The sequence below is a fragment of the Corynebacterium glaucum genome, assembly GCF_030408855.1.
Taxonomy (GTDB): Bacteria; Actinomycetota; Actinomycetes; order Mycobacteriales; family Mycobacteriaceae; genus Corynebacterium; species Corynebacterium glaucum.
Window position 1 is genome coordinate 1601312 of the sequence record NZ_CP047358.1, and the last position, 24346, is coordinate 1625657.

The 24346-nt window shown below is 62.5% G+C and carries 22 protein-coding genes; 8 read left to right on the forward strand and 14 right to left on the reverse strand.

Features of this window, described 5'->3' with window-relative positions:
* Nucleotides 1-501 (reverse strand): ribosome maturation factor RimM, encoded by a 501-nt coding sequence (rimM, locus tag CGLAUT_RS07785; RefSeq protein ID WP_290184439.1) that lies wholly within the window; start codon nucleotides 499-501, stop codon nucleotides 1-3.
* A gap of 80 nt (nucleotides 502-581) precedes the next feature.
* Between rimM and CGLAUT_RS07790 the strand changes: the two genes are divergently transcribed.
* From CGLAUT_RS07790 to CGLAUT_RS07800, 3 genes are read left to right on the forward strand one after another with little or no spacing between them, the layout of a single operon-like run.
* Nucleotides 582-2789, forward strand: a complete 2208-nt coding sequence (locus tag CGLAUT_RS07790) for a DUF6493 family protein (protein ID WP_290184440.1) — start codon at nucleotides 582-584, stop codon at nucleotides 2787-2789.
* Nucleotides 2786-4972, forward strand: coding sequence for a DUF6493 family protein (locus CGLAUT_RS07795; protein WP_290184441.1), 2187 nt, complete (start codon nucleotides 2786-2788; stop codon nucleotides 4970-4972). The genes CGLAUT_RS07790 and CGLAUT_RS07795 overlap by 4 nt, the downstream gene beginning before the upstream one ends.
* Complete coding sequence (locus tag CGLAUT_RS07800) at nucleotides 4973-6313, forward strand: SWIM zinc finger family protein (protein ID WP_290184443.1); 1341 nt, start codon at nucleotides 4973-4975, stop codon at nucleotides 6311-6313.
* Between the two features lie 66 nt (nucleotides 6314-6379).
* Here CGLAUT_RS07800 and rpsP read toward each other — a convergent pair whose 3' ends face one another.
* A complete protein-coding gene (gene rpsP, locus CGLAUT_RS07805) occupies nucleotides 6380-6931 on the reverse strand; it encodes a 30S ribosomal protein S16 (RefSeq protein WP_290184444.1) in 552 nt (183 codons plus the stop codon).
* Between the two features lie 207 nt (nucleotides 6932-7138).
* On the opposite strand from rpsP, the gene CGLAUT_RS07810 reads away from it, so the two are divergent.
* Nucleotides 7139-9253 (forward strand): acyltransferase family protein, encoded by a 2115-nt coding sequence (locus tag CGLAUT_RS07810; protein WP_290184446.1) that lies wholly within the window; start codon nucleotides 7139-7141, stop codon nucleotides 9251-9253.
* On the opposite strand, the gene ffh is transcribed toward CGLAUT_RS07810, so the two are convergent.
* A complete protein-coding gene (gene ffh / locus CGLAUT_RS07815; RefSeq protein WP_290184447.1) occupies nucleotides 9250-10899 on the reverse strand; it encodes a signal recognition particle protein in 1650 nt (549 codons plus the stop codon). The two genes, CGLAUT_RS07810 and ffh, sit on opposite strands and share 4 nt — an antisense overlap.
* A 123-nt stretch (nucleotides 10900-11022) precedes the next feature.
* Nucleotides 11023-12786 carry a signal recognition particle-docking protein FtsY gene (gene ftsY, locus CGLAUT_RS07820; protein ID WP_290184449.1) on the reverse strand — a complete coding sequence of 588 codons (1764 nt, stop codon included), beginning with the start codon at nucleotides 12784-12786 and terminating at the stop codon, nucleotides 11023-11025.
* Between the two features lie 107 nt (nucleotides 12787-12893).
* On the opposite strand from ftsY, the gene CGLAUT_RS07825 reads away from it, so the two are divergent.
* From CGLAUT_RS07825 to CGLAUT_RS07835, 3 genes are read left to right on the forward strand one after another with little or no spacing between them, the layout of a single operon-like run.
* Nucleotides 12894-13442, forward strand: a complete 549-nt coding sequence (locus CGLAUT_RS07825; protein WP_290184451.1) for a hypothetical protein — start codon at nucleotides 12894-12896, stop codon at nucleotides 13440-13442.
* Between the two features lie 20 nt (nucleotides 13443-13462).
* Entirely contained in the window at nucleotides 13463-13642 is a 180-nt protein-coding gene (locus CGLAUT_RS07830) for a hypothetical protein (protein ID WP_290184452.1), read from the forward strand.
* Nucleotides 13643-13661: 19 nt separating this feature from the next.
* On the forward strand, nucleotides 13662-14678 hold the full coding sequence (locus tag CGLAUT_RS07835; protein WP_290184454.1) for an META domain-containing protein: 1017 nt from the start codon (nucleotides 13662-13664) through the stop codon (nucleotides 14676-14678).
* Between the two features lie 2 nt (nucleotides 14679-14680).
* Here the strand turns inward: CGLAUT_RS07835 and smc are convergent, their stop codons facing one another.
* Nucleotides 14681-18127, reverse strand: a complete 3447-nt coding sequence (smc, locus tag CGLAUT_RS07840; RefSeq protein WP_290184455.1) for a chromosome segregation protein SMC — start codon at nucleotides 18125-18127, stop codon at nucleotides 14681-14683.
* An 81-nt stretch (nucleotides 18128-18208) separates the two neighbouring features.
* Between smc and CGLAUT_RS07845 the strand changes: the two genes are divergently transcribed.
* Nucleotides 18209-18406, forward strand: coding sequence for a hypothetical protein (locus CGLAUT_RS07845; protein WP_290184457.1), 198 nt, complete (start codon nucleotides 18209-18211; stop codon nucleotides 18404-18406).
* A 7-nt stretch (nucleotides 18407-18413) separates the two neighbouring features.
* On the opposite strand, the gene CGLAUT_RS07850 is transcribed toward CGLAUT_RS07845, so the two are convergent.
* The 9 genes from CGLAUT_RS07850 to CGLAUT_RS07890 all read right to left on the reverse strand — a co-directional run bounded on the left by CGLAUT_RS07850 (nucleotide 18414) and on the right by CGLAUT_RS07890 (nucleotide 24278).
* On the reverse strand, nucleotides 18414-18917 hold the full coding sequence (locus CGLAUT_RS07850) for a flavin reductase family protein (RefSeq protein WP_290184458.1): 504 nt from the start codon (nucleotides 18915-18917) through the stop codon (nucleotides 18414-18416).
* The gene (locus CGLAUT_RS07855; protein ID WP_290184459.1) at nucleotides 18918-19202 is read right to left on the reverse strand and encodes an acylphosphatase; all 285 of its coding nucleotides are present in this window, start codon (nucleotides 19200-19202) and stop codon (nucleotides 18918-18920) included.
* Entirely contained in the window at nucleotides 19195-20751 is a 1557-nt protein-coding gene (locus CGLAUT_RS07860; RefSeq protein WP_290184460.1) for an alanine/glycine:cation symporter family protein, read from the reverse strand. The genes CGLAUT_RS07855 and CGLAUT_RS07860 overlap by 8 nt, the downstream gene beginning before the upstream one ends.
* Before the next feature lie 52 nt (nucleotides 20752-20803).
* Nucleotides 20804-21265, reverse strand: coding sequence for a protein-export chaperone SecB (locus tag CGLAUT_RS07865; protein ID WP_095660234.1), 462 nt, complete (start codon nucleotides 21263-21265; stop codon nucleotides 20804-20806).
* Nucleotides 21266-21691, reverse strand: coding sequence for a helix-turn-helix domain-containing protein (locus CGLAUT_RS07870; RefSeq protein ID WP_290184462.1), 426 nt, complete (start codon nucleotides 21689-21691; stop codon nucleotides 21266-21268). It lies immediately after the preceding gene.
* Between the two features lie 71 nt (nucleotides 21692-21762).
* The gene (locus CGLAUT_RS07875) at nucleotides 21763-22110 is read right to left on the reverse strand and encodes a type II toxin-antitoxin system RelE/ParE family toxin (RefSeq protein ID WP_290184464.1); all 348 of its coding nucleotides are present in this window, start codon (nucleotides 22108-22110) and stop codon (nucleotides 21763-21765) included.
* A gap of 43 nt (nucleotides 22111-22153) precedes the next feature.
* Nucleotides 22154-22975 (reverse strand): bifunctional DNA-formamidopyrimidine glycosylase/DNA-(apurinic or apyrimidinic site) lyase, encoded by an 822-nt coding sequence (gene mutM, locus CGLAUT_RS07880; RefSeq protein WP_290184466.1) that lies wholly within the window; start codon nucleotides 22973-22975, stop codon nucleotides 22154-22156.
* On the reverse strand, nucleotides 22975-23745 hold the full coding sequence (rnc, locus tag CGLAUT_RS07885; RefSeq protein WP_290184468.1) for a ribonuclease III: 771 nt from the start codon (nucleotides 23743-23745) through the stop codon (nucleotides 22975-22977). The genes mutM and rnc overlap by 1 nt, the downstream gene beginning before the upstream one ends.
* Nucleotides 23742-24278: a YceD family protein gene (locus tag CGLAUT_RS07890; RefSeq protein ID WP_290184470.1), complete on the reverse strand. Its 537-nt coding sequence runs from the start codon at nucleotides 24276-24278 to the stop codon at nucleotides 23742-23744. The genes rnc and CGLAUT_RS07890 overlap by 4 nt, the downstream gene beginning before the upstream one ends.
* Nucleotides 24279-24346: the final 68 nt, after the last annotated feature.

A 24346-nucleotide genomic window follows, 5' to 3' on the forward strand; every position in this document is an offset into this window, starting at 1 on the left:
TCACAGGTCAAGCAACCCCTCGGGCGGGGTGATTTCGAGGTAGCCCTCGTCTAGATCGATGTCTGGCACGATGTCGAGGACAAAGGGGATGAGCACCTCGCGGCCCTCGTAGGCCACCTCCAAGATCTTGCGGTTCGGAGTGTCCATGACACCGGTGACCTCGCCGATCTCGGTACCGTCCAGGCGCACCTTGAGACCGATGAGTTCGTGGTCGTAGTACTCGTCCGAATCCTCGTCGCGCTCCAGCGGTGAGGCGTAGAACTTCATCCCCCGCAACGAATCTGCGGCGGTGCGGTCCGGAACTTCCTCGAAACTCACCAACAGGCGCTTCTGGTGTGGGCGCACCGTCTTGATCGTCAGGTCCTGTTCTTTGCCCGCTTGCTTGCCGTGCAGCACCTCGTCGACGGCGAAGCGCGCTTCTGCTTCGTCGGTGAGCAGTTCGACGGCCACCTCGCCTTTAATACCGTGGGATTTCACCACCCGGCCGATGAGCATTTCCATGGGCAACAAGGCTACCAGCAGCACACGGCACCAAGATCACCCTTCCTGAGTCTGAGTTAAGGAAGGACTAAACTACAGCCGTGAATTACTTTGAGCAGGTTTTCGAGTACATGGACGCTAACTACCAGAAAACGGTCATCCACTGGTGGCGCCCCGGCATGACATTGGAGGAGGCACACAAGGCAATTCGTGCGCTGCCAATCGACTCTGAAGGCTGGATAGAAAACCCGACGCAGCCTGAGCAAGAGGGGTGGAGACAGTACAGGCGGGGCGTCACCTTTATTCAGATCCGCATGCGCGAACTGTTCGAAGGTTACGAGATTGAGCACGGCGATCCGTATTTCATCGGGTTGATGGGCCAGGGCGGCGTCGAGCGTGACTTCCTGCTGTGGCATGACGCAGAGCTTCGAGAAGAACTCATTTGGCCCCTGTTTTCTCTCGAAGGCACCCAGGTGGTCAGCTTCGCCAACATGGAGAAATACTCGTCGGGATGGGCGAGGCCGCTCGTCGCGCTGGTCGACGAGGGGATGCTCGACCGCGACCGCCTCTTGGACGAAATGCTTAAGGCGCTGAGCCGGGGTTTTCCCGCCTACCGAGTGCGCTGGTTTACCCAACACTACGAGGACTTTGCACCCACCGAAGCGGAAACTACTGCGCGCCAACACCTGCTTACTGCCGCCTTGGGTTCGGGAATTGGCTCCACGACCACGTTTGCGTTGAAACAGCTTTCGAGCTTGACCGAGTTGGATCAGGACGGATTTGTGGCCGCAGCCTCCCACGCCCTCGGCGGGACGAAGGCCACCGCCATAACCGCATTGAAAATGCTGGAGAAGATCGTATCTGAGCGCGACGATCTCGCTACAGAAATCGCCGATGCTGTTCAAACGGGTCTGTACCACTCACACGACGATGTGGTGCGCCGCAGCGCCAAGCTCCTTCACACGCTGGGCAACGGCGATCTTGTCGACGCCGCCAGCGACACACTCTCCCCCGCCATGGCACTCGAATTGCTGGGACACCGAAACTCCGAAGACACACCCGCTGCGGAAGCCGAGCACATTGAGGCCCAACCAGTGACACCGTGGACCGATGAAGACGCGCTGTTTCGCACCCGCGAACTGCTTGCATCCGAGGACGCGGTTGCCGTGACGCTGCTGGTGGCCTGGCTGGCGGAAACTGGCCCGCGCGCGTTGGAAATTCTCAAACCGGTGATACCAAAACACGAACCCCGGCAACATGACGGCGCTGTACGCTGGCTGTTGTTTCAATGCAACCGAACGCCCGCCGAAGTAGCAGAATCCAACGCGCCGTGGCGGCCAGATGACACTAGACGGGAATCGCTACTGCGGGTCGTTGCCATAGTGCACGGGCGGGCACCAACGCGAACATTGCTTTCGACCCCAACGGATACTTTCGGCCGCGTGGACAATGAGGAGTTCGCGCGCCGCCTGGCTACTTATGCAAACCCGCAAGACATCTGGCAAGACGACGCCATCCTCGCGCACCTGCGGCTGGTGGACTTTCAGGAAGACAGCACAGGTCTTGCGCCTGTCCAGGGCGTGCAAGCTGGGTGCCACAGGTTCCTGTGGAGCGCGCCCGAAGACCGATGTACAGAGTGCAATGAGAACCGCATTTGGGTACGCACCGCACAGGGATGGATAGGTCAAAATGCAAACCATGACGAGGCACTCCCGTACCTTATTCGCAGCCCGTTCAGCGCAACCCATTTGGCGACTGAACGCGCTATTGTGGCTCCGAGCTGCTTGGACGCGTACACCTACGACATTGAGCGCGAACTCAATCCAAGAACTGAGAGCTACCCGGTAGTACTGAAGCCCGACATCGTTGACGTGCTTGCCTGGCACCCGGGTGAGTGGTCGCCGCATACTGCCAGGTTCTTGGGCAAGGCTATGGCATACGATGATCCTGAAGTGCGCGCCGGCGCTGCAGAGCTTCTATCCACCAAGCTCGCTTCAGCGATCAGCGCGGAGGTCGCTGCACAAGAATGGGCACAGATCGAAGGCGTCATCCTCGGCCGTTGGGCGGCCTCGCTTGCAGATGCCGCCACGCTCAACCCAGTCTTCGTGCGCGATTTACTGACCTTCCTGCTGCCCCAGTTGGACCGAAAGACGCGCGACATTGCCAAACTCATTGAGCTGCTGCGCAATGTGCGCTTGCAGACCGGGCAGCGTGACGTCGACAAGCAACTGCTCGAGTGGCTGTCTGAATACAAGGGCAAGACGAAAGCTGCCACCGCAGCGGCCGCGATATTGAAGGAGGCCAAGTGACGTATTTTGATGAAATGTTCAAGGCATTCTCCCCCGGGTGGAGAACGTGGTACCAGCCGGGGATGACGCTGCGCGGCGCCTACGAGGCGGTCCAACAGATCCCGATCAAGCGTGGCGCGGAGCGCTGGGATGGCCGCACTGGCAAGTCATTCTTTGAGCTGCGCCTGCGGGAAGTGTTCGAAGATTTCGAGATCGCGCACGACGATGCTTATAGCGAACTTTTCATGAGCGAGTGGCGGTTCGAGCGCAACTTCCTTTTGTGGCACGACCCTGAGCTGCGGGAGGAACTCCTGTGGCAGTTGTTTTCATTTCCCGGCACCCCGCAGTCGAGCTTCGCGGCGCTTGAACCCGCCTACGACGCGGAACCTTACGACGGGCGCTGGTCTGAAACGCTCGTCGCCCTCGACACTGAAGGCCTAGTGGACCGCGACCGCCTGCTCGACGAGATGCTCGCCGCGCTCGGCCGCGGATTCACCCAGCACCGCAACAAGTGGTTCACCAAACACTTCGCCGACTTCAACCCCACGAAAGAGGAAGTCACCGCACGGCAGCGTTTGCTGTTTACCGCGCTGAGTTCAGGGGTGCCATCGAACGCTTCCTTTGCCATCAAGCAGCTCAAGCGGGTTTCAACACTTGACGACGACGCCTTTGTCACCGCAGCACCCCACGCCTTCGGCGCGTCCAAAGCCGCCGGAATCGATGCGCTGAAGATGCTGGACCGGGTCGCATCAAGGCGCGAAGACCTACACGGTCAAGTTGCCGATGCCGCTGTGCACGCCCTGTACCACGTCGCGGATGCAGTCGTTCGTGATGCGGCGACGTTGCTGCGCAAACTCGACCGCGATGATTTGGTAGCTGCAAACGCAGACTCGCTGTCGCCCGTCATGGCGGCTGAACTTCTCGGCGACACCGCTGCTACTGATGCGGGTGGTGTGGAACTGCCGGCCCTGGACTACACCCCGCCTGAGGCAGAACCGGTCGTGCCCTTCACCGACGATACCGCCCTGTTTCGCACCCGCGAGCTGTTTGCAAATGTGGACCCGGTAGGGGTGGAACTGCTGGTCGCGTGGCTGGCGCAGACCGGACCGCACGCAGTAGACATCCTCGCGCCGGCGATTCCGGATATGAATAACGGCAGCGGATTCGCAATGAAAACGCTGATCATGTGCCTTCCTTTAGAGGCGCTCAGTGTGCTCGAGTTCGGTGCCTCTTACGAAGGCGTCGGCTTTGACATTGACTGGATTAAACCAGCTGAACGGGTGCTCAGTGGCCACCTGCCCCCGCGCACAATGCTCTCTACTCCTACGGACACCTTCGGGCGCGTGGACACTGCTGAGTTCCGCCGCCGGCTTGCCACATACTCCGACTCCCGCGACATCGACCCGGTGGATTACAGGCTCGCGTTAACCCGGTTGACTGAATTCGGTCCCGCCGAGGCAGATCAAGCCTCGGTGCCCGTCATCGCGCAGGCGCGGAAGTACGAACCGAGACACTACACGACGGTAGAGCCGCAAGTACTGGGTGGCCACACGTTCCGACGCACCACCGACGGCTGGGACGCATTCGACACCGAAGAAGGATTCTGGATACGCGCACCGCGTAACCCATCTCGGTGGGACAATCCTGACCTCCCCGCGCGCGTGGCCATGCTGGCACCGAGCTGCATGGACTTCTACACCTACGCGTGGCTGGAGACGATGGTGGATTCCCAATACGCGGCCGAATATCACAGTGAATATGCCGTTGAGGTGCTGTCTTGGCATCCCGGAGAGTGGACATTCCACACTGCGGCGTTTCTTGGCCTCGCACTGCATGTGCCCGACCAAGGCACGCGTTCCCGGGCGGCGGAGCTCGTCGCAACGAGGCTTGCCCACTCCATCCCCGCAGCCACCGCGGCAGAGGCGTGGGCACAGTTCGACGAAATCAAGTTTGGCCGCTGGGCAACAGGGCTGACTGATGCCGCCACGCTGAACCCAACCTACGTCCGTGATCTCCTCGCACAGCTGCTGCCCCGCCTAGACCACAAGGCACGTGACGTAGCCAAACTGATTGAGCTCTACCGCAATGTGCGAATTGAAACCGGAGCTCCAGAACTCGACGCGGCACTGCGCGAGTGGCTCGAAGGATTCAGCGGAAAATCGAAGGCAGCGCAGGCCGCGGCGGCGTTGCTCAAGGAGGCATAAATGCAATACACCTACGCCCATCCGTCCACCCTGACTGACCAGGGCCTGCAGCTGGCCACCAGTGGTGGCACGCTCGACCGGGTGGACGAGCCGCACTTCTTCAGTGGCTTCGTGGAAAACCCCCACATCGTCGCTCGCGGGATGCTCACCGTCGCTGACTACGCCGCGAAACGCTTCTACACGCCGGTGAACACCGTAGCGATCGCGGCGCTTGACCCGGTGGTCACCTCCACCCCGGAAAGCCTCCGGTTCGAATCATTCTCCGGCTGCTGCAGCGCATACGCTCGCCTGGATGTCACCGACCTTGACGCTGAATCCCAACAGTCCGGCGTGACCAATGTGGACATCAACATTCCGCTGCGTGAGGCGTTGGCAGGTGTCACACCGGGTGCGCCGCTGCACCTCAACGTTGCCGATGACGCACTCAACGTCACCACCATGGACAACACCCTGGAAGAAAAGAAGGTGAAACTGCCGCTGCGGTGGGTCAAAGGCCTTGCCGAATCGCAGCGCATCAGCGCCTCAATGACGCTGCAGCAGGAGCTCCCGGGGCCGCAGGCGAAGAAGTTCATCACGTCGTTGCCCGGGGCATCCTCGCCCAAAGCCGTGATGTGGGCAACGCCCGCGTTGCGCAGTTTGCGGCTGGCTTCGAAGCCGTCGCCAGGCGCGGTGTGCTTAGCAGGCCCGGAGCGCCTCAAGCCCATCATCCCGCTGCTGCCGTACGTAACCAAGTTGTCGGCCTACAGCGCCGACACTTCCGCATCGTCCGAGCCGCAATCATCCGCGTGGGTGTTCGAGCTACCTGGTGCGCGTTTCACTGTGGTGATCAGTCCGATCAAAACCCGGGGATTTTCCGGCGAGGGTTCCCTTTTAATGTCGCTGAGCAGCGAGCACGCAGCCGATGACGCAGACTTGGTCTCCGCGGTGCTGGCGTTTGATCCGCGCATTGACATCAATGACCTCGCGGCGCAGACTGGACTCACGCCGGCCCGCGTTGAGGATGCGCTCCAAGTGCTCGCATCCACGGGCCAGGTCGGCTACGACCTCACCCTGGGGTCGTATTTCCACCGCCCGCTACCGCTCGACCCGGGCGTGGTAGGCAAGCTCAACACCCGCCTCGCCAACGCTGACGAGCTTTTGGCAAAGAACGCCGTCACCCCACTCGATGGGCAGGAAGACGCATTCACGGTGCGCTCCGGCTCCAACGAATACACGGTGAAACTCGACGACGACACCTACGCGTTTGCATGCACCTGTTTCTGGTTTGCCAAACACAAGGACACACGTGGCCCATGCAAGCACGTGCTGGCTGCGCGGGCGTTTCGGGATCGCGCGCAGTAGGAGCCGTCGACAAGCAAAATGCCCAGCGAAAACCGCTGGGCACTGTGCGAATGAGGTGCGAGAGGGTTAGTTGTCCTCGGACTCCGCTGCTGCGTCGTCCTCGGCGACTGCCTCAGCCTCAGCTGCATCCTCTGCAGCCTCAACGTCGGTGGACTCGCCCGCAGCCTCAGCTGCCTCTGCAGCTTCAGCAGCGGCAGCCTCAGCAGCAGCCTTCGCCTCTGCGTCTTCCTTCGCCTTCTTGCGCTTCTCGGTGATGGCCTCTGCGGACGGGCCGTTGTTGGCTTCCTCCAGCGCCTGGTTGAACAGGTCAAGCTTGCTCGGCTTCTCCTCGGCCACCTTCAGGGTGCCCTCAGCGCCAGCCTCGCCCTTGAACTTCTGCCAATCGCCGGTGATCTTCAGCAGCTTCTCCACCGGCTCGGTCGGCTGCGCGCCGACGCCCAGCCAGTACTGGGCACGCTCGGAGTCAATGCGGATGAGCGACGGCTCTTCCTTCGGGTGGTAGATGCCGATGTTTTCGATGTAGCGGCCATCGCGGCGGGTGCGCGCATCAGCAATCACCACGCGGTACTGCGCGTTCCGGATCTTGCCAAGGCGCTGCAGCTTGATCTTTACAGCCATGAGTCTTTTCCTTACGGTCACTGGGTAGTTCAGGCATTCATCGCTTTTCGACGAACCGGTTCAACCCTTTGGATTAACCTGCGCGTGACTGGCCGGCCGAGCGTACTCGAATCCGGCGCATACGCAGTGTGCATATCGCAACCTTTGACACTCTAGCGTGGTCTCTGCGTTGGCTCCAAAACGCGCGTGGAGGTAACCTCAGGCCCCATGAACTTAGCAGTGCCTGACAAAAAGGGTGCGTCCGTGTACCGATACGACCTTGACGGCCTGCGCGGCTTCGCCATCGCACTGGTGGTGTTCTTCCACGTGTTCGTTGGGAGGGTCTCGGGCGGCGTCGATGTTTTCCTGCTGCTCTCTGGGTACTTCTTCCTGGGCAGCCAAGTCCGCTACGCGCTTCGCCCAAACCCGTCACTCAACCCGTTTTGGCCGTTCTGGCGCACCGCACGCCGCCTCGTTCCAGCACTTGCCGTGGTGCTGGTGGCCGCGCTGCTGGGTGTGATGTTCTTCGTGCCGGAGCTGATGACAACCGAGCTGGTAAACCAGTTCGTTGCATCCATCCTCTATTGCCAGAACTGGATGCTCAGCCGCCAAGATGCCGCCTACGCCGCAGCCGGCGTGGAAACCTCTCCGCTGCAGCACCTGTGGTCCATGAGTGTGCAGGGGCAGTTCTACTTCTGTGCGATCGTGCTTGGACTCATCATCGCCATTGCAGTGAGCAAGCTCCGCGTCGATGCCCAAAAGGCCCGCTCGGTCACCATCGGAGTGCTCACGGTTATCACCATTGCGTCGTTTCTATATGCATCGCGCTTCGGAATTGTGGGCACGCCGAGCAACTACTACTCGATCTTCTCGCGTATGTGGGAGATGACCCTCGGCGGAATCTTGGCTCTGATCCCGCGCGGTATCACCTTGCCACAGCGGTACTCGGCGGCTGCCACCGGCCTTGGCATGGTAATGATCGCAATTACCGGCGTGATCATTCCGACTTCACTGGCCTTCCCCGGCCCGCTCACCTTGTTACCGCTTACCGGTGCGATGCTGGTGATTCTCAGCTCCCCCACGAACGCAGTTTCACAGTTGCTCTCGTCCCCGCCATTCCAATGGCTGGGAAAGAGCGCGTATTCGCTCTATCTCTGGCACTGGCCGCTGCTGATCATCTCTACCGCCGTCGGTGGGTACGACACCCCTCCAGTCTGGCTCGGTGTCGCGGTCATCACGGCATCGTTGGTGCTTGCTCATCTCACCCACACCTTCGTGGAGGAGCCACTGCGTCAACACGGCCCAAGACCACGCGCCATGGACAAACCGGTTTCGAACGCGCGAGAGAGCCTACGGACTCCCGCTGGCCGTGGCCGTCTGGCCGGCGGAATCGCCGTCAGTTTGCTGGTTGTTTCCACGCTCGCCGTTAAGCCGTATTGGGGCGGCCAGATTGACGACGCTGCGAAGCCGCTCGATCCCGCGACCCATCCTGGCGCCCGCGTCCTACTGGGAGCGGAAGCACCCGACGTGGAAGCGCTCCCCGACCCCGATCTCATCGCCGGTATCTTCCCGCCGATTGGCGACGGCTGCATGGTCTACCTGCCCGAAGGGCCGGAAGATTTCGTGTCCGACGAATGCGTCTACGGCGACCGCGAAGCAGAAACCACCGTCGTCCTCGCTGGTGGCTCCCACGTTGAGCCGCTCGGTATTCCGCTCGATGAGCTTGGCCAGCAACACGGGTTCAAGGTCATCCCGTACGTGCGCCAAGAGTGCCCGATCATGCTGGGCGACTTCGAAGACGACACAGTGAGCGACGTGTGCCGTGAATGGTCGATAAACGCCTTCGATCGGATCATAGAACTGGATCCAGACCTGGTGATCTCCACCTCGACCCGCCCGGCAGGTCATGCCGGCGCGGCGGTCATGACCCAGGACATGGTTCCGGACGGTTACCTCGGCTTCTGGGAGGCGCTGCGCGAGAACAACATCCCGTTTTTGGGACTGCGCGACAACCCATGGATCTTCGACGGTGCCGGCGACCCCATGGATCCCAACTACTGCCTGAGCGCAGGCGAGGCGTTCGAAGACTGCTCTATGCCACGTGAACTCGTCTACGAGCCGGTAGACCCAGCCTCCGAATATCTCGATGGCACCGACGGCATGTTCAGCGTCGACTCCTCAGATTGGTACTGCATTGGCGACACGTGCCCGCCCGCAATCGGCAACGTGTACATCTACCGCGACCAGAACCACCTCTCGAACGCGTACTCAGAGTCGCTCGCGCCCGTGATGTGGGAAGTGATCAAGCCGATTCTCGACGAGTTGCGGGTGCCCCACACTTAGAAGCCGCGCTTGCCCATCCGCTTCATCGCCTCGTTGAAGTCGAGGTTGTTGAGGTCCATGTCTTGCATGCCAGCCGGGAGCTGCTTCTGCAACTTCTCCAGTTCCTTCATATCCGGCATTCCGCCAGGCATACCTGGCATCCCGGGCATACCAGGCATACCAGGCATACCAGGCATACCACCTGGCATTTTTGGCATCCCGCCGCCTTGACGCTTGGGCGGTTTGCGCTTGCCGCTCTTGGTCTTGCGTCCCTTCGGCTTCTTCTTCGTCGCAGAACGCCCACCGCCGACGCCCGGCATGCCAGGCAGACCGAACTGGTTGGAGAGCTGCTCCATCATTTTCTTCGCCTCGAAAAAGCGCTCGACGAGGTTGTTCACATCGGAAACCTCAACACCGGAACCTTTGGCAATACGCTTCCGTCGAGAAGCATTGAGGATCTTCGGATCATTGCGCTCTTCCGGTGTCATACCACGGATGATGGCCTGGATGCGGTCGAGCTGCTTCTCGTCGACCATGTCCGCCATCTCGTTCATCTGCTTGCCGCCCGGCATCATCTTGAGCAAGTTGCCGATCGGGCCCATGCGACGAATCATCAGCAGCTGATCGAGGAAGTCCTCGAGCGTGAGCTCGCCCGAGGTCATCTTCGCCGCAGCAGCTTCTGCGTCCTGCTCGTTGAAGGTTTGCTCCGCCTGCTCGATGAGGGAGAGCAGGTCACCCATGCCCAGGATGCGGCTGGACATGCGGTCCGGGTGGAAGATGTCGAAGTCGTCGAGCTTCTCGCCTGTCGACGCGAACAGGATCGGCTTGCCGGTGACCTCACGGATCGACAGCGCGGCACCGCCTCGGGCATCACCATCGAGCTTGGTCAGGACGACACCTGTGAAGTCCACGCCGTCCGCGAAGGCCTGGGCGGTGGTGACCGCGTCCTGGCCGATCATCGCGTCGATGACGAACAGAACCTCGTCGGGGTTCACAGCGTCGCGGATGTTGCGGGCCTGCGTCATCAACGTTTCGTCGATACCCAGGCGACCCGCGGTATCGATGATGACTACGTCGTTCTTCTGCTGCCTGGCGTACTCGACGCCCTGCATGGCGACGGCCACCGGGTCACCGTGCGAGGTACCCATGTCGTGGGCGTGCGAATCCAGGGACGTACCAGGATCCGGCGCAAACGTGGGCACACCGGCACGGTCGCCGACGATCTGCAGCTGCTGCACCGCGCCCGGGCGCTGCAGGTCACACGCCACCAGGATCGGAGTGTGCCCCTGCTTCGCCAGGTGGTTCGCCAACTTGCCGGCAAGGGTGGTTTTACCCGCGCCCTGCAGACCGGCGAGCATGATCACGGTCGGCGGGTTCTTGGCCAAGTTCAGGCGACGGGTTTCGCCACCGAGGATCGCGGTGAGCTCCTCGTCGACAATCTTGATGACCTGCTGGGCCGGGTTCAGCGCCTCCGAGACATCGGCGCCGAGCGCACGTTCCTTGACGCGGCTAATGAATGCGCGCACCACCGGCAGGGAAACGTCCGCCTCGAGCAGCGCGAGGCGGATCTCACGTGCGGTGGCATTGATGTCGGCCTCGGTGAGTTTGCCTTTGCCGCGCAAACCCCCGAGGGCAGTTTGCAAGCGATCGGACAATGACTCGAACACGGTGGGCACTCCCTCTATTGCTAAATCGGTTCGCCCCAGCCTAACGCGTCAACCCGTCGCGATTCACATCCGCTCGCGCGATAGAGGAGGTTGTCCGCGCGGCGGACAACTAAGTTGCAACCGCTATCCGAGCAGCGCGTCGACGAAGCTCTCTACTTCAAACGGCGCCAGGTCATCCGCGCCCTCCCCGAGGCCGACGAGCTTCACCGGTACACCCAGCTCTTCCTGCACCTGGAACACGATGCCACCCTTCGCGGTTCCGTCGAGCTTGGTCAGCACCACGCCGGTGATATCCACAACATCCCGGAACACGCGCGCCTGGGTGATGCCGTTCTGCCCCACCGTCGCGTCCAGCACCAACAGCACCTCGTCGACATGGCTCTTCTTTTCCACCACGCGCTTGACCTTGCCCAGCTGGTCCATCAGGCCGGTCGATGTATGGAGGCGTCCCGCGGTATCCACCAGCACCACGTCTGCCCCCTGGTCCACGCCGGTTGCCACTGCGTCGAAGGCTACCGACGCAGGATCCGCACCTTCCTTGCCGCGGACGGTGGAAGCACCAACGCGACGGCCCCAGGTCTCAAGTTGGTCGGCTGCGGCCGCACGGAACGTATCCGCCGCGCCAAGCACCACGGTGTGGCCCATCGACACCAGCACGCGAGCGAGCTTGCCGGTCGTGGTCGTCTTGCCAGTGCCATTGACGCCGACGATAAGAATCACGGCAGGCTTGCCGTCGTTAGGCATGGCCTTGATCGAGCGATCCATCTCCGGTCGGCCCGCCTCAATCAATGTCTCGCGAAGCATCGCGCGAGCCTCTTCTTCGCTGGACACGCCGCGCTCGGCGATCTTCTCGCGAAGGTTGTCCACCACCTTCATGGTCAGCTCGGCGCCGAGGTCCGCCATGATCAGCGTGTCCTCGATTTCTTCCCACGCGTCCTCATCAAGGTCGCCAGCGGTAAGAATGCCCAGCAGCCCCTGGCCAATCGCATTTTGCGAACGCGACAAACGGCCACGCAGCTTGCCAATTCGCCCAGCGGCCGGGGCAATCTGGTCAATCTCAGACGCAACTTCGGCCGAATCTTCTGGCTCCGACACGATCGCATCGTCGGAGACAACCGCCCCCTCTTGGCGAGCCTCCTCCGCGACCTCAGCCGTCACCGCAGCAATGCCGGCAGCTTCTTCAGCCTCTTCGCGCAACTCGTCCTCAGTAGCAAGCTCATCGGCCGCCACCTCATCGGCGATCTCACCTTCGACGATCTCTGCCCCCTCATCGGACAGCCCCTCCACCACCGGGGCTTCCTCCACCGCAAGGTCCTCATCGTCATCGTCGGCATTGAGGTCTTCGACAGTCTCGGCCGCATCGTGGGTCAGCTCAACCTCACCAGGAGCAGTTTGCTTTTCGACGGCCAGGTCTTCCGGCGCTACCGGCTCGTCAACGTCTACAAGGCGCGATACCGGCTCCGCGGGCTTGGGCTCTCGGGGCGCAGGCTCGGCCGGCGCCGGTTCGGCAGGTGCAGGCTCTGCCGGTGCTGGCTCGGCAGGCGCTGGCTCCGCCGGCACCGCCGGCTGCGGCTTCGGTTCGGCCGGAGTCGGATCCACCAGTGGGGCTACCTTCGGTTCCTGGGTACGAGGTGCCTCGCGTCGAATCGGCTCGGGCTTCTTTTCCTCGGCATCCACTTGGGCGAAGTTGAACCCGCCCTTGGCCTGGTAGTTACCCGACTTCTCCTGCTGCGTGAGCTGCTTCGGCTCTTCAGTCTCTGCCGGCTTCTCGAAGGAGACGGTTTTCGACTTCTTCCGCTGATTGCCCACCACTACAGCGATGCCGAGAATGATCAGGACAACCAGAATGATCGCAAGGACGATCCACAAAGTTGGCGATGTTGTCATGCCGTCCATACTGCCAGCTTCAACGGAGCGCGCGCGAGCCCGGTCCGCGGCTGTGAGTTTTGACCGATTTGTAGACCAAAACCATTTCAGCTGCGCATAATCGGGCCATGCTTCAATCCCTCGCCGCGTTCCTCTTCACCGTTTTCTCTTTCCTCGCTTCCCTTATTGGTCTCGACGACGTGCAGCTCTCGAGCGGCAACTCCAGCTCCGACTACACCGTCACCAGCAGCAACCCTCCACAGATCTCTCCCAAACCAGGGCTGGCACCGGCTAGCGGAGTGCCGGCCTCCGCAACCCCCGCCACCGCCGAGCAACTCGAGGATTTCCTCGCTTCCGAGTGGATGCCCGAGCCGTCCTTCCAGGGCAACACGATCTCCTTCTTGGAACTCGCCGGGGACGGCCGCTTCCAGGTGAACGCGCCGGGCACCTGCAACGGGGCCGGTGACGCGATCGCGGTTGTTGAACCGCAATCCACGTCCGCCACCCTGAAAAAGGTCGGTTGGCTCGCGGTCACTGAAAAGGCTTGCCCGGGCCTGAAGTATGAAACGGATCTCTCGACGCTCTTCGCGAATGACGTAGAGGTACGCTTCGAGGGAACTGACACCGTTTACCTAGTAAACCCCAACGCCGCTCTCAAACTCACCCGGGAGCGTTGACCTTATCGAAAGAGGCCCAAGTGCTGCTCCAAGTTCTCGGTGGAATCGCCACCCTCATCACCACCATTTTCGCAGCACTTGGGCTGGCCTTGGGTGTGCCCGCGGAAGCGTCGTCAAGCGAAACTAGCTCTCTCGGATCGAGCGAGCTGGGCACGCTGACCAACCCAGCACCTGCGGTCGAGCTCACCCGAGTCAACTAACCGAACGAAGGACAGCAGAATGATCTCCCAGATTCTCAACGCCATCGCTGCGTTCATCATGTGCATCGTCGCTGCTCTCGGATTGAGTCTGAGCGCGCCGGAGGTGGGGTCATCGACGTCGAGCACGAGTAGCTCCTCTAGCTCGCAAGGTTCGAGCGAGCTTCGAGGGGTGCTCCCTCCCCTGATCCTCCCCAAGAGTGTGCTGACTCCTCTGCCGGAGAGCGCGAAGCTCGCTACGCCCGAGCAGGTCGACGACATTCTGGCCTCCCAGTGGGATGCTCAATTCACCACCGTCGAATTTCATCCTGTGCGAGAAGAGGACTACATCCCCCGTGGCAAGCAGGCCACTCACATCGCTCGGTTCAATGTGTGCAATTACTACACCGTTGTTCTTGACATCGAACGTGCGACTGCTAGCTACGTTGCCCACGGCGGAGGCGGAACAAAAATGGGCTGCCGAGAGTGGATGCACGACCTCGACGAGATGTACCTCGACGCGCTGGACCAATCCGAAGCGTTCTACGTCGACGGCCCGGACACCATCTATCTCGCTGGACCGGAAGGCGCACTCAAACTGACCCGCTCTAAGTTGCCGGCAGCACCGATCCAGCCGCCCGCGGAGCCGCCCACCGATCTGCCTGAGAACGTACTGGAGCCACTACCTGCCACCGCGCGGAAAGCCACGCCAGAGGAACTCAAGCGCATTCTCACCCAAACCTGGAAGGCCGGGTACAGCACCCTCGAGTTTTCTGAGTGGGACCAGACGTACCCGCCCCGGCATCCCGGAACGACTCACCTTTCGCAGCTCAGGGTGTGCAACTACGCGATAACTGAACTCGAGGTGGACTTGGAAACGGCATCGGTTACTCGTCACGGAGGGCGAGTTACCGACATGGGTTGCCAGCAGTGGCGCCACGATTTGGACGACACCTACCGCAAAGCCGTCGGCACCACCGACACGTTTTACGTCGACGGCGCGGACACCGTCTACCTCGCTGGGCCGGAAGGCGCGCTGAAGCTGACCAGGACTGACTAAAACTAAATAGTCGCCTCGAGCGGCTGCATGCGCTGCGAAATCACGCGCGTGACACCGTCGCCACGCATGGTCACACCGTAGAGAACGTTTGCCACGTCCATCGTGGGTTTCTGGTGCGTGATCACGATCAGCTGCGAATCTTTGCGCAGCTCCTCCAGCAGTGCGATGAGGCGTCGCAGGTTGACGTCGTCAAGCGCTGCCTCCACCTCATCGAGCACATAGAACGGGCTCGGACGCGCACGGAAAATTGCCACCAGGAACGCAAGCGCGGTGAGCGATTTCTCACCACCGGAGAGCAGCGAGAGACGCTTGACCTTCTTGCCCGGCGGGCGAGCCTCGATTTCGATGCCGGTGGTGAGCATGTCCTCCGGCTCGGTGAGGATCAGCCGCGCCTCCCCGCCAGGAAACAGCGTGGCAAACACCTTCGGAAACTCCTGCTCCACATCACGCCACGCGTCGGTGAACAACGTCAGGATCTGGGCATCCACCTCGTCGATCACGCCCGTCAGGTCCTCGCGCGCCTGAATGACGTCGTCAAGCTGCGTGCTCAAAAACGAGTACCGCTCTTCCAGCGCCTTGTACTCCTCGAGTGCGAGCGGGTTGACCTTGCCCAACGCGCGCAGGTCCTTCTCCGCCTCGGCGAGACGCGCCTGCTCATACTCCAGGTCGAAGTCCTCGCCCGGGGTGTACTCGGCCACCAAGTCCGCCACCGCGATGCCGAGCGATTCGGTAACCTTCGCTTCCGCCTCATCGATGCGGACCTGCGCCTGCGAGCGCGCAATGTCGGACGCGTGCGCCGAGTCGGTCAACCGCGCCAAATGCTGGCGTGCGCCACTGACCGTGCTTCGCGCCTCCTGGTTCTGGGCCCGCAGCGCCGTGACCTGCGACGCCAATTCATCACGCTGGGCAGTCGCCCGCGCAATCGCGTCCTCGATCCGCGCGACCAAGTCGCGGGCGTGCCCGGCAACCGCCTCGGCGAGTTCAGCTTCGGCGCGGCGGCGGGCCTGCGCTGCGTCGTGGCGCGCCTTCGCCTGCCGCTCGTGTTCTGCCTGCCTGCGAAGCGCATCGCCGCGGCCCACGGTTTGCTCGGCAGCTTGCTGGGCGGCTCGCGCGGCCAGCACGGCCTCCACTTCCACGGCTTTCACGTTGTCCAGCGCGGCTGTCGCCTGGTCGCGCTCGGCGGTCGAGGGTTCCTCGGCTCCAGGTTCGTCCTCCACTCGCGCAAGCCGGTCGCGGGTCTCAGCCAATGCTTGTCGACGCTCTGCCACACGCCCTTCGGCTTCCGTCACCCGCCCCGCAGCGCGCTCGTGCTCGGCAGTATTCACCTCAGCCTGCTTCACCAGACGAGCGTGGTCGCGGCGCCAAGACTCAGCCTCCGTGTCGTGTTCACGCAGCGACGCTTTCGCTGCCGCAGCCGCCACCCGGGCGTCCTCGGCGGCCAGCGTCGCACCCTCGAGCGTGCCGGAGAGCTCCTCCAGCTGTGCCTTTGCCGCGTCTAACTCGGCCCGTGCGGTCTCAATCTGCGCGGCGACCTCCACGGTGGTGGTGCGCCCAGAACCAGCTGCGACCCAGCCCTCGCCGACAAGCGTGCCGTCGCGGGTCACTGCGCGCAGGCGCGGGTCCGCGGCGACGATGCGGCGGGCATCGGCAAGATCGTCGGCCACGGCGACGTCGACAAGCAAGCGGGTGACCGGCCCTTGCACCTCGGACACGAGGGTGAGGTGGTCGAGCAACCACTCCACCCGGGCATCGGTATCCAGGCGCCAAGTCGCGCCGCCGAGTGGGGCGAAAAGCACGGTGCGCTCCACCTCGGCGAGCTTCGAAACCGTCTCAGCTGATGCCTCGCTCACGAGCGCCTCACTGTACGGCCCGAGCGCGGCGGCGAGCGCCTTTTCCAACCCCGGGGCCGCGGTCATCAGGTCGGCGAGCGCGTCGACCTCGCCGAGCACATCGCGAGCCGGGGCTTTCGGCGCCTGTTCCGCAAGCGTGGCAATGCGCGATTCCAGCGTGGCTACCGCGCGCTCGCGGTCGCGCTGAGCGTCGCGGAGCTGTGCAAGGCGCTTCTCTGCGGCGTCGGATTCGGTGTACGCCCGCACGTGCGCGTCGTCGAGCGGGCCGCGGCCAGCCTCGACGTCGGCGAGCCTATCGGCCACCTCATCAGCCTCTCGTTGCGCAGCTTGCGCGCGTTCGAGGGTTTCCGAGAGGGTTTCGGCCAGGCGATTGACCTCGTCTTCCGCAGCCTGCAGCGCTTGCTGCTGGGACTCCTCCTGAGCGAGCAGGCGTACCAACCCTTCGCGCCGGTCAGCGATCGCGCGCAACCTCGCCATGTGCTCGTGCTCCGCAGCGTCGAACGCTTCCTGCGCCGATTCGACCTGCTCGCGCACCGACTCCAGGTATGCGTTCGCCTCTTCGGCGGCCTCCTGATTCTCGGCGTGCTGCTCGTCAGCGAGGTTTGCTCGCACCAGGAGGTCTTCGGGATCTTGGCCCGCGTAAGGCACCGCGGCGCCGGCGTTTCGGGATCGTTCGGTGGCGATGCGCACCGTCGCGCTTGCGCGTTCCGCCAACGTTGAGAGCGCGAACCACACCTGCTGCGCGTCCTCCGCCTTGGGCTGCACCTCGGCTTGCATGGCCTCGATGCGTTCTTGCTCTGCGGTTGCGTCCTCGAGCGCACTGGTCGCCGTTTCCACTTGCGCGGCGAGCAGTTTCGCGCGCTCCGTGGCGTCGTCAAGCGAACTGCGAAGGGTAACCACCTGGTGCCCTGCGATTCGCAACCGGGCGTCGCGAAGCGTGGATTGCACTGTGGCTGCGCGCTTTGCTGCCTCCGCCTGGCGTGCGAGTGGTTTGAGCTGCTTGCCTAGCTCTTCGGTGAGGTCGGTGAGCCGGTCGAGGTTGGCCTGCATGCCGGTGAGCTTGCGCTGGGCTTTTTCTTTTCGGCGTCGGTGTTTGAGCACACCAGCGGCCTCCTCGATGAAGGCGCGGCGCTCCTCCGGGCGGGATTCGAGAATCTCCGAGAGCTTGCCCTGGCCGACGATGATGTGCATTTCGCGGCCGATGCCGGAGTCGCTGAGCAGCTCCTGAATGTCCATCAGGCGCGCTTTGGCACCGTTGATCTCGTACTCGGAGGCGCCGTCGCGGAACATGCGGCGGGTGATAGCGACCTCGGTGTACTCGATGGGCAGCTTCTTGTCCGTGTTGTCGAACGTGAGCGTGACTTCGGCGCGGCCGAGTGGTTTGCGCTCGCCGGCACCGGCGAAGATGACGTCTTCCATCTTGCCGCCGCGCAGGTTCTTCGCGCCCTGCTCCCCCATCACCCAGGCAAGGGCATCGACGACATTCGACTTGCCCGAACCATTCGGCCCGACTACCGCGCAGATGCCTGGCTCGAACTTCATCGTGGTCGCCGACGCGAAGGACTTGAATCCTTTGAGGGTCAGCGACTTCAGGTGCATTGTGTGGATTTTACAGACCGGTCATGCTTGGCCCGTAGCGCACGCGCGCAATAGGATGGGTGTGGTTGGAAGGAGGGAGCAATGACCCAAATTGTTGGTCGTGCCAGTGAGATAGAGACCTCATTGCGCGATGCGGCTGGAGCTCTCGCGCTCGCTGGCCACTCTATCGATGACCCGCGCATTGACGAGCTTGTCCGATTAGCTGCCACCGGAGAAATCACCGTGGACGAGATGCTCGCCCGAGTGAGTGCACTCCTACTGCGCCGCGTTGTGCAGTGAACTGCGGCTAGGTTTCTACCGCCCGCGCCTTCACGTCCCCAGGCTCGATCGCCCCATGCGTACCAAACTCGCGCTGCCAGTACAAAAGCGGCTGGTTGGAATTCATCTCGGCGCAGCAGACGTCGACAAGCACGAGCGTGTGGTCACCCGCCTCAATCATCCGAGCAACCGTGCCCGACACCCACGTGTGGTTATCCGGCAACTTCGGCGCGCCGTCAGCCATGCACCAGTCGATGCCAGCGAACCGGTCCACCCGCTTGTCCGCAAAGCGGCGCGCAAGCGCCCCCTGATTCGTCGAAAGCACGTTGATTCCGATCGGCGATCCCACCTCGAGCTGCGCGAGTAACGACGAGCGCTGATCCAAACTCACCAGCACCATCGGAGGATCCAGCGACAGCGACATGAATGCACTGACCGTCGTGCCGTGCGGCGCCTCCTCGCTGCCGGTAGTCACAATCGTCACCGCCGCAGCAAGCTGGCTCATCGCATTTTTGAACCGCTGTTCGTCCACCTATCGCTCCTCAAAACCTTGCGCACCGCGCGGCTCGCCGTACTGTTCGTGCACGGCTTCCACGGTGCCAGGCCGGTCGGTAGAGCTCGGGTTTTCTCGCAGGAGCTCAAGAAGCTTATCGACGTCCCCCTGTTCTCCCTCAGCCACGACCTCGACCCGGCCATCACTGAGGTTCTTTGCGTACCCGGATAGCCCCAATTCCAGTGCACGGGAGCGGGTCCACCACCTGAATCCGACTCCCTGAACGTGTCCGTGGACATGGGCAGTCATGCGTGTATCAGCCATGGTTCGCCGAACCCTCCTCGAGGCCGCCGAGATCGTTGTCCTCGCCGGCGGCCTTGGCCTCGCGGGCAATCACGCGGTCATCCACGCTGCGGCGGGTGACTGGGTCGGAGCCGTCCCAGAACTCGACGTTCTTCAGCTCCGGCAGCATGTCGCGGTGGAATACCGGGTCAATGCCGTGGCGGCGCTGCTCGTTGAAGTTCTTCAGCAGTTTGATGGCCACCCCGCCCAGCGGGATGATCGCGACGATGTTGAACAGTGCCAGCAAGCCGGCCATGGTGTCGCCCAGCGCCCACACCAGCGGCACGGAACCGAAGGCGCCGAAGATGACGAAGCCGATGACCACTACGCGAAAGACGGTCATCGCTGTCTTCGAGTCGGTGAGGTACTCCAGGTTCGCCTGCGCGAGGTAATAGTTGCCGATGATGGAGGAAAACGCCAGGAAGAACAAGATGAACGTCACCGCGTGCGCACCCCAGGCGCCGACGGAGTCCGCCAACGCGGACTGGGTCAGTGCGGCGCCCTGGATGTCATCGAAGCCGTAGTTCACGGCCGGGCCGAGCAGCACGACGAAGGCGGTGATCGTACACACGATAAGGGTGTCGAAATAGACGCCGAGCGTTTGCACCAGGCCCTGCTTGACCGGATGGGACACCGTCGCAGTCGCCGCGGCGTTCGGGGCGGAGCCCATACCGGCCTCGTTGGAGAACAGTCCGCGGCGCATGCCCTGCATGAACGCCGCGCCGACAGCAGCGCCGGCGACCTGCTGTAGACCGAGCGCGTGGCCGACGATGAGGGAGAACATGGCCGGGATCTCATCGATGTTCACGATGAGGACCCACACGCCCAGCAGGATGTAGGTGCCGGCCATGAACGGCACGATCACCTGCGTCCAGGACGCGATGCGGGTCACGCCGCCGAAGATGACCAGCGCGGTCAGGGTGGCCAGCACCGCGGCGACGATGCCCTTCAACAGGGTCGAATCAGTGCCGAGGGAGCCACCGACGGCCTCGACGATCGAGTTGGTCTGGATCGCGTTGTAGACGAAGCCGTAGGTGAGAAAGAGAAAAACGGAAAACAGCGTGGCCAGCGGAGCCCAGCCCAGGCCGCGCGTCATGTAGTAGGCCGGGCCGCCGTGGTAGTTGCCCTCGTCGTCCTTGGTCTTCCACAGCTGCGCCAGCGTGGACTCGACGAAGGACGTCGCGCCGCCGATCAGCGCGAGCATCCACATCCAGAACACCGCGCCCGGGCCGCCGATAGAGATGGCCAGCGCAACACCGGCGATGTTGCCCGTGCCCACGCGCGAGGCGGCAGATATGGTGAACGCCTTAAAAGCGGAGATGCCGCCGTACTCCTCGTCCAGGTCGCGGCCTTGGCGGTCCTTGCCCTTCGGGGTCTCTGCAATCGCCTTGAACATGTCAGGCAATAGGCGCACCTGCACGAACAGGGTGCGCAGGCCGAAGTAGAGGCCAGCGGCGATCAAGAACCAGGGGACAAGGGTCCAGACGACGCCGTTGAGGGTTCCGTCGACGAAATTGAAGGCGTTCTCCACGCCCGCGATACTAGCGGAGTGGTTCTCATTTTCCCCACACCGGTGGAGACTTCTACGGCTTGAACAAGTCGAGAACTAATGTGGGCAAGCCGAGGCGCCTCGTGCAGTCCGAGATGTATTCGCGCGCGTAGGGGTAGAGGGCAAACAGTCCGGTGGTGTTGGCGAAAGCCTCCAGTTCCTCATCGCTGGCCTCGTCGAAAAGGGTATGCGTGAAAGCGGCAGTGAACTCACTCTGCAGCGTAGCGACCGAGTCTGTGACATCCTCCGCGTCGGAACTGATGGTCACGCTGAATCCGCAACTAACCAAAAGCAGCCCGGCTGAATCGCCGATGGCAGGAGCGATTTCTGCTTCGGGCGAGATGTCCAGCTCGACCGAAAGCGACGCGGTTGGATTGGGCACGAAGTGCAAACGCACGTCTGACTGCGTCAGTCTGATGTCTCGCAAGTTCGCGTTGCCGGCGATACGGCCGGCCTGCACTCTCAACTCATCCTGTGGCGCGCAGTTGATCGCCATTTAACTCACCTTGATGTCTGAGTAAGAAGAGGAGAATTCGCGCAGGCATGCCCTATGGGACGTTTCCCGAGTGGTAGTCGAAGTGGACACACAGCGGTAGGGGGAAATGACGGACGCGGCGCTTCCAGGAGCGTCGACCACGAGTCGAATTCTTGCCCCGACAGCTCGCGCGTACCGCTGCATAGTGGACAGCTGCGGATCTGTTTCGCCGCGCTCAAGATCGGAGATAGCGGATTGGGTGGTTCCCATGGCTGCCGCAACATCTTTTTGGGAAAGTTTGCCGTTCTTGCGCGCCTCACGGAGGCGATCAGCCACTTCACTACGGACGTGCGCGTCTTCAAACGCTTCACGGATCTCCGGGTCGTCCAAGAACTCTTCGACCTCAAACTCGACCGAATTGGCCCTGATGTAATCGTCCGATTTCATCGGTACCCCTTTCGCTTCCCCTAAGTTAATCGGTTTGAACCGATACTAACTCGGAACGGTCTACAACGCAATTACTCCTTACGGGCTTTCCACGTCTTGCTCCGCTCCACCGCCTTGTCGATCTCCATCATCGGCGTCTTTTGCGTGTTCTTGTAGAAGCAAGAGAGGATGATGATGTGCACTGGCGAGTCCTGGATTGCCATCGCGCGGTAGTGGTTGTTGCCAACCTGCGCCCTTATCTCAAAAATGTCATCGCGGATGGATCTCAAATCCCCGCTTCGGGACTTACCTCGCTTGAGCCGGTTGATTTTCTCAAGCAACGCCGCTTGCCCCTGCTTGTCTAGTGACTGCAGTTCTTTCTTGCTCACCGGCATGGCATCGCCGCCCGGCGCGAACCAGCGGACCTGCATTCGCGTCATTGCCCCTCCTTCAACCATGCGATATGCCATTAAGGGTACGTTGTCACCGAACCTGGCACACCGGGCAGTAGTAACTGGAGCGCTGCCCCACCACAACCCGCTCAATCGGGGTGCCGCAGCGCGCGCAAGGCTTGCCCGCTTGCCCGTACGCGTTCAATGAGCGCGAAAAATACCCGGATGCACCGTTGACGTTCACGTACAAAGAATCGAAGCTGGTCCCACCTTCCTCCAGCGAGCGCTCCATCACGGCCTTCGACGCATCGAGCACCGCGACGGCGTCACGCTGGCGCATCGTGCGGGCGGTTCGCCAGGGTTTAAGTCTTGCCGCCCACATTGCCTCATCCGCGTAGATGGAGCCGATACCGGAGACCACCTCTTGGTTGAGCAGGACCGACTTCAGCGGGGAGCGCTTTGCGCGCATTGCTCGTGCGACCGCACTCGCATCGAAGGCCGCTTCAAAAGGATCCGGTGCGATGTGGGAGATCGTCTCGGGGAGCCCGTCGATAAGCGATGCATACTGCCAAACGCCGAAGGTGCGCTGGTCGACGAAGTCGAGCTCCCGGTCCCCCATGAGAGCGCGAATGCGCAGGTGGGGGCTTTGGAGGAATCCCGGCGGGCCGACGAGCATTTGGCCGCTCATTCGCAGGTGCACAACGAGCGCGTTGCCGTCGGAAAGGGTCAGCCACATGAATTTGCCGCGCCGGCCGGTGCCGGTGACGGTGAGTCCGGGCAGCACTACGGTGAGGTCGACTGCATTGCCGCGTACTGCGCGCGGGTGCAGGACTTCTACTGTGTCGAAAGTGCGGCCGACGACGTGGGTGTCCAAGCCGCGACGCACCACCTCGACTTCGGGCAGTTCCGGCATTACTGCTTGGCCCCGAGCACTGCCTCAGCCGTGTGGTCGCGAAGGAACAGCACGGCTTGGTGCGCCGCCTCTTGTTCCGCGAGCTTCTTGTTCGGGCCGGTTCCAGTGCCGCGAACCACGCCGTCCACCAGTACTTCTGCGGTGAAGGTCTGGTTGTGGTCGGGGCCTTCGGCCTCCGCGCGGTACTCGGCGACCGGCAACTTCAGCTCCGCTAGGCGTACCTGCAGCGTGGTCTTCCAATCCTGGTGCTTTGTGGTCGCGGTGGCGCTGCGCAGCTTGGCGTCGAAAAGTGTGAGCACTACCTCGCGTGCGGTTTCAAAGCCGTGTTCGAGGTAGATTGCGCCGAGCAGCGCCTCGGTGGTGTCGGCGAGGATCGACTCCTTCTCGCGGCCGCCGGTGAGTTCCTCACCGCGGCCGATCAGCATGTGCGGGCCGAGATCGATCTCCCGGGCGATGTCCGCGAGCCCGTAGCGCGACACGATCGCTGCGCGCATCGGCGAGAGCTCCGACTCCGGGCGTGAGGGGTAGAGCTCGAAGAGTTTGTGCGCCACCGAAAGGCCGAGCACCGCGTCGCCGACGAACTCGAGGCGTTCGTTGTTCGGCAGGTGGTTGTGCTCGTTGGCGAATGATCGGTGGGTCAGCGCCAGCTTGAGCATCTCCGGCGAGATCTCTACGCCGACAGCCGTGAGCAGCGGCGCGTGATCGACTGCGTCGTATGCCTGCTGCCACGCGTCGTCGTGACTGATTCGCTTTTTACGGGCGCGGCTCACAGAAACTTCTCCAGGCCAGCCCAGCGCGGGTCCACCCGGTCCTGCTGCTCCCCCGAAACCCCATCCGGGGACGGCACGTCGGTGTCGCCCTCGCACTCCGGCTCGCAGGTCGGGTTGAACGGCAGGTTCAGACCAGCCTCGTCGACAAAGGCCTGCTCCAGGTCCGCCTTGTCATCCACCACGCGCATGATCTCGTCGCCGGAGCCGCGATCCTCATCGGCCTCGTCATCGCCGGAAATGAATGCGTCAGACGCGGAGAACACCTGCTCTACCCGCAGCGTGTGCTCTGGGGTGAGCTCTTTCAGGCAGCGCACGCATTGGCCGGTGAGCTGCGCGGTCGCAGTCGCATCCACCATGACACCGCTTCCGAGCGGAATGATGGTCGCTTCGACCTCGACCTCTTGGCCTTCTTCGATGGCGATCATTGCTGGCCCGATGCGCGAGGGCGAAGAGCCGGTCTGGGTGACGGTAATGGGCAGGCCGTCGCCGTTCATAGCCTCGGCGACGTTGATGATGAACGGATTTCCAGACATAACAATCCCTAACCCTACAGTCTGTGGCGATCACCGCCGACTTCGTTCGCCAACGGCGATTACCGGCC

Excerpts from the sequence above, each read along its gene's own strand:
- rimM (WP_290184439.1), bottom strand. The coding sequence starts at position 501 with ATGGAAATGCTCATCGGCCGGGTGGTGAAATCCCACGGTATTAAAGGC.
- CGLAUT_RS07800 (WP_290184443.1), top strand. The coding sequence starts at position 4,973 with ATGCAATACACCTACGCCCATCCGTCCACCCTGACTGACCAGGGCCTG.
- rpsP (WP_290184444.1), bottom strand. The coding sequence starts at position 6,931 with ATGGCTGTAAAGATCAAGCTGCAGCGCCTTGGCAAGATCCGGAACGCG.
- CGLAUT_RS07810 (WP_290184446.1), top strand. The coding sequence starts at position 7,139 with ATGAACTTAGCAGTGCCTGACAAAAAGGGTGCGTCCGTGTACCGATAC.
- ftsY (WP_290184449.1), bottom strand. The coding sequence starts at position 12,786 with ATGACAACATCGCCAACTTTGTGGATCGTCCTTGCGATCATTCTGGTT.
- CGLAUT_RS07825 (WP_290184451.1), top strand. The coding sequence starts at position 12,894 with ATGCTTCAATCCCTCGCCGCGTTCCTCTTCACCGTTTTCTCTTTCCTC.
- CGLAUT_RS07835 (WP_290184454.1), top strand. The coding sequence starts at position 13,662 with ATGATCTCCCAGATTCTCAACGCCATCGCTGCGTTCATCATGTGCATC.
- smc (WP_290184455.1), bottom strand. The coding sequence starts at position 18,127 with ATGCACCTGAAGTCGCTGACCCTCAAAGGATTCAAGTCCTTCGCGTCG.
- CGLAUT_RS07845 (WP_290184457.1), top strand. The coding sequence starts at position 18,209 with ATGACCCAAATTGTTGGTCGTGCCAGTGAGATAGAGACCTCATTGCGC.
- CGLAUT_RS07855 (WP_290184459.1), bottom strand. The coding sequence starts at position 19,202 with ATGGCTGATACACGCATGACTGCCCATGTCCACGGACACGTTCAGGGA.
- CGLAUT_RS07865 (WP_095660234.1), bottom strand. The coding sequence starts at position 21,265 with ATGGCGATCAACTGCGCGCCACAGGATGAGTTGAGAGTGCAGGCCGGC.
- CGLAUT_RS07870 (WP_290184462.1), bottom strand. The coding sequence starts at position 21,691 with ATGAAATCGGACGATTACATCAGGGCCAATTCGGTCGAGTTTGAGGTC.
- CGLAUT_RS07875 (WP_290184464.1), bottom strand. The coding sequence starts at position 22,110 with ATGACGCGAATGCAGGTCCGCTGGTTCGCGCCGGGCGGCGATGCCATG.
- mutM (WP_290184466.1), bottom strand. The coding sequence starts at position 22,975 with ATGCCGGAACTGCCCGAAGTCGAGGTGGTGCGTCGCGGCTTGGACACC.
- CGLAUT_RS07890 (WP_290184470.1), bottom strand. The coding sequence starts at position 24,278 with ATGTCTGGAAATCCGTTCATCATCAACGTCGCCGAGGCTATGAACGGC.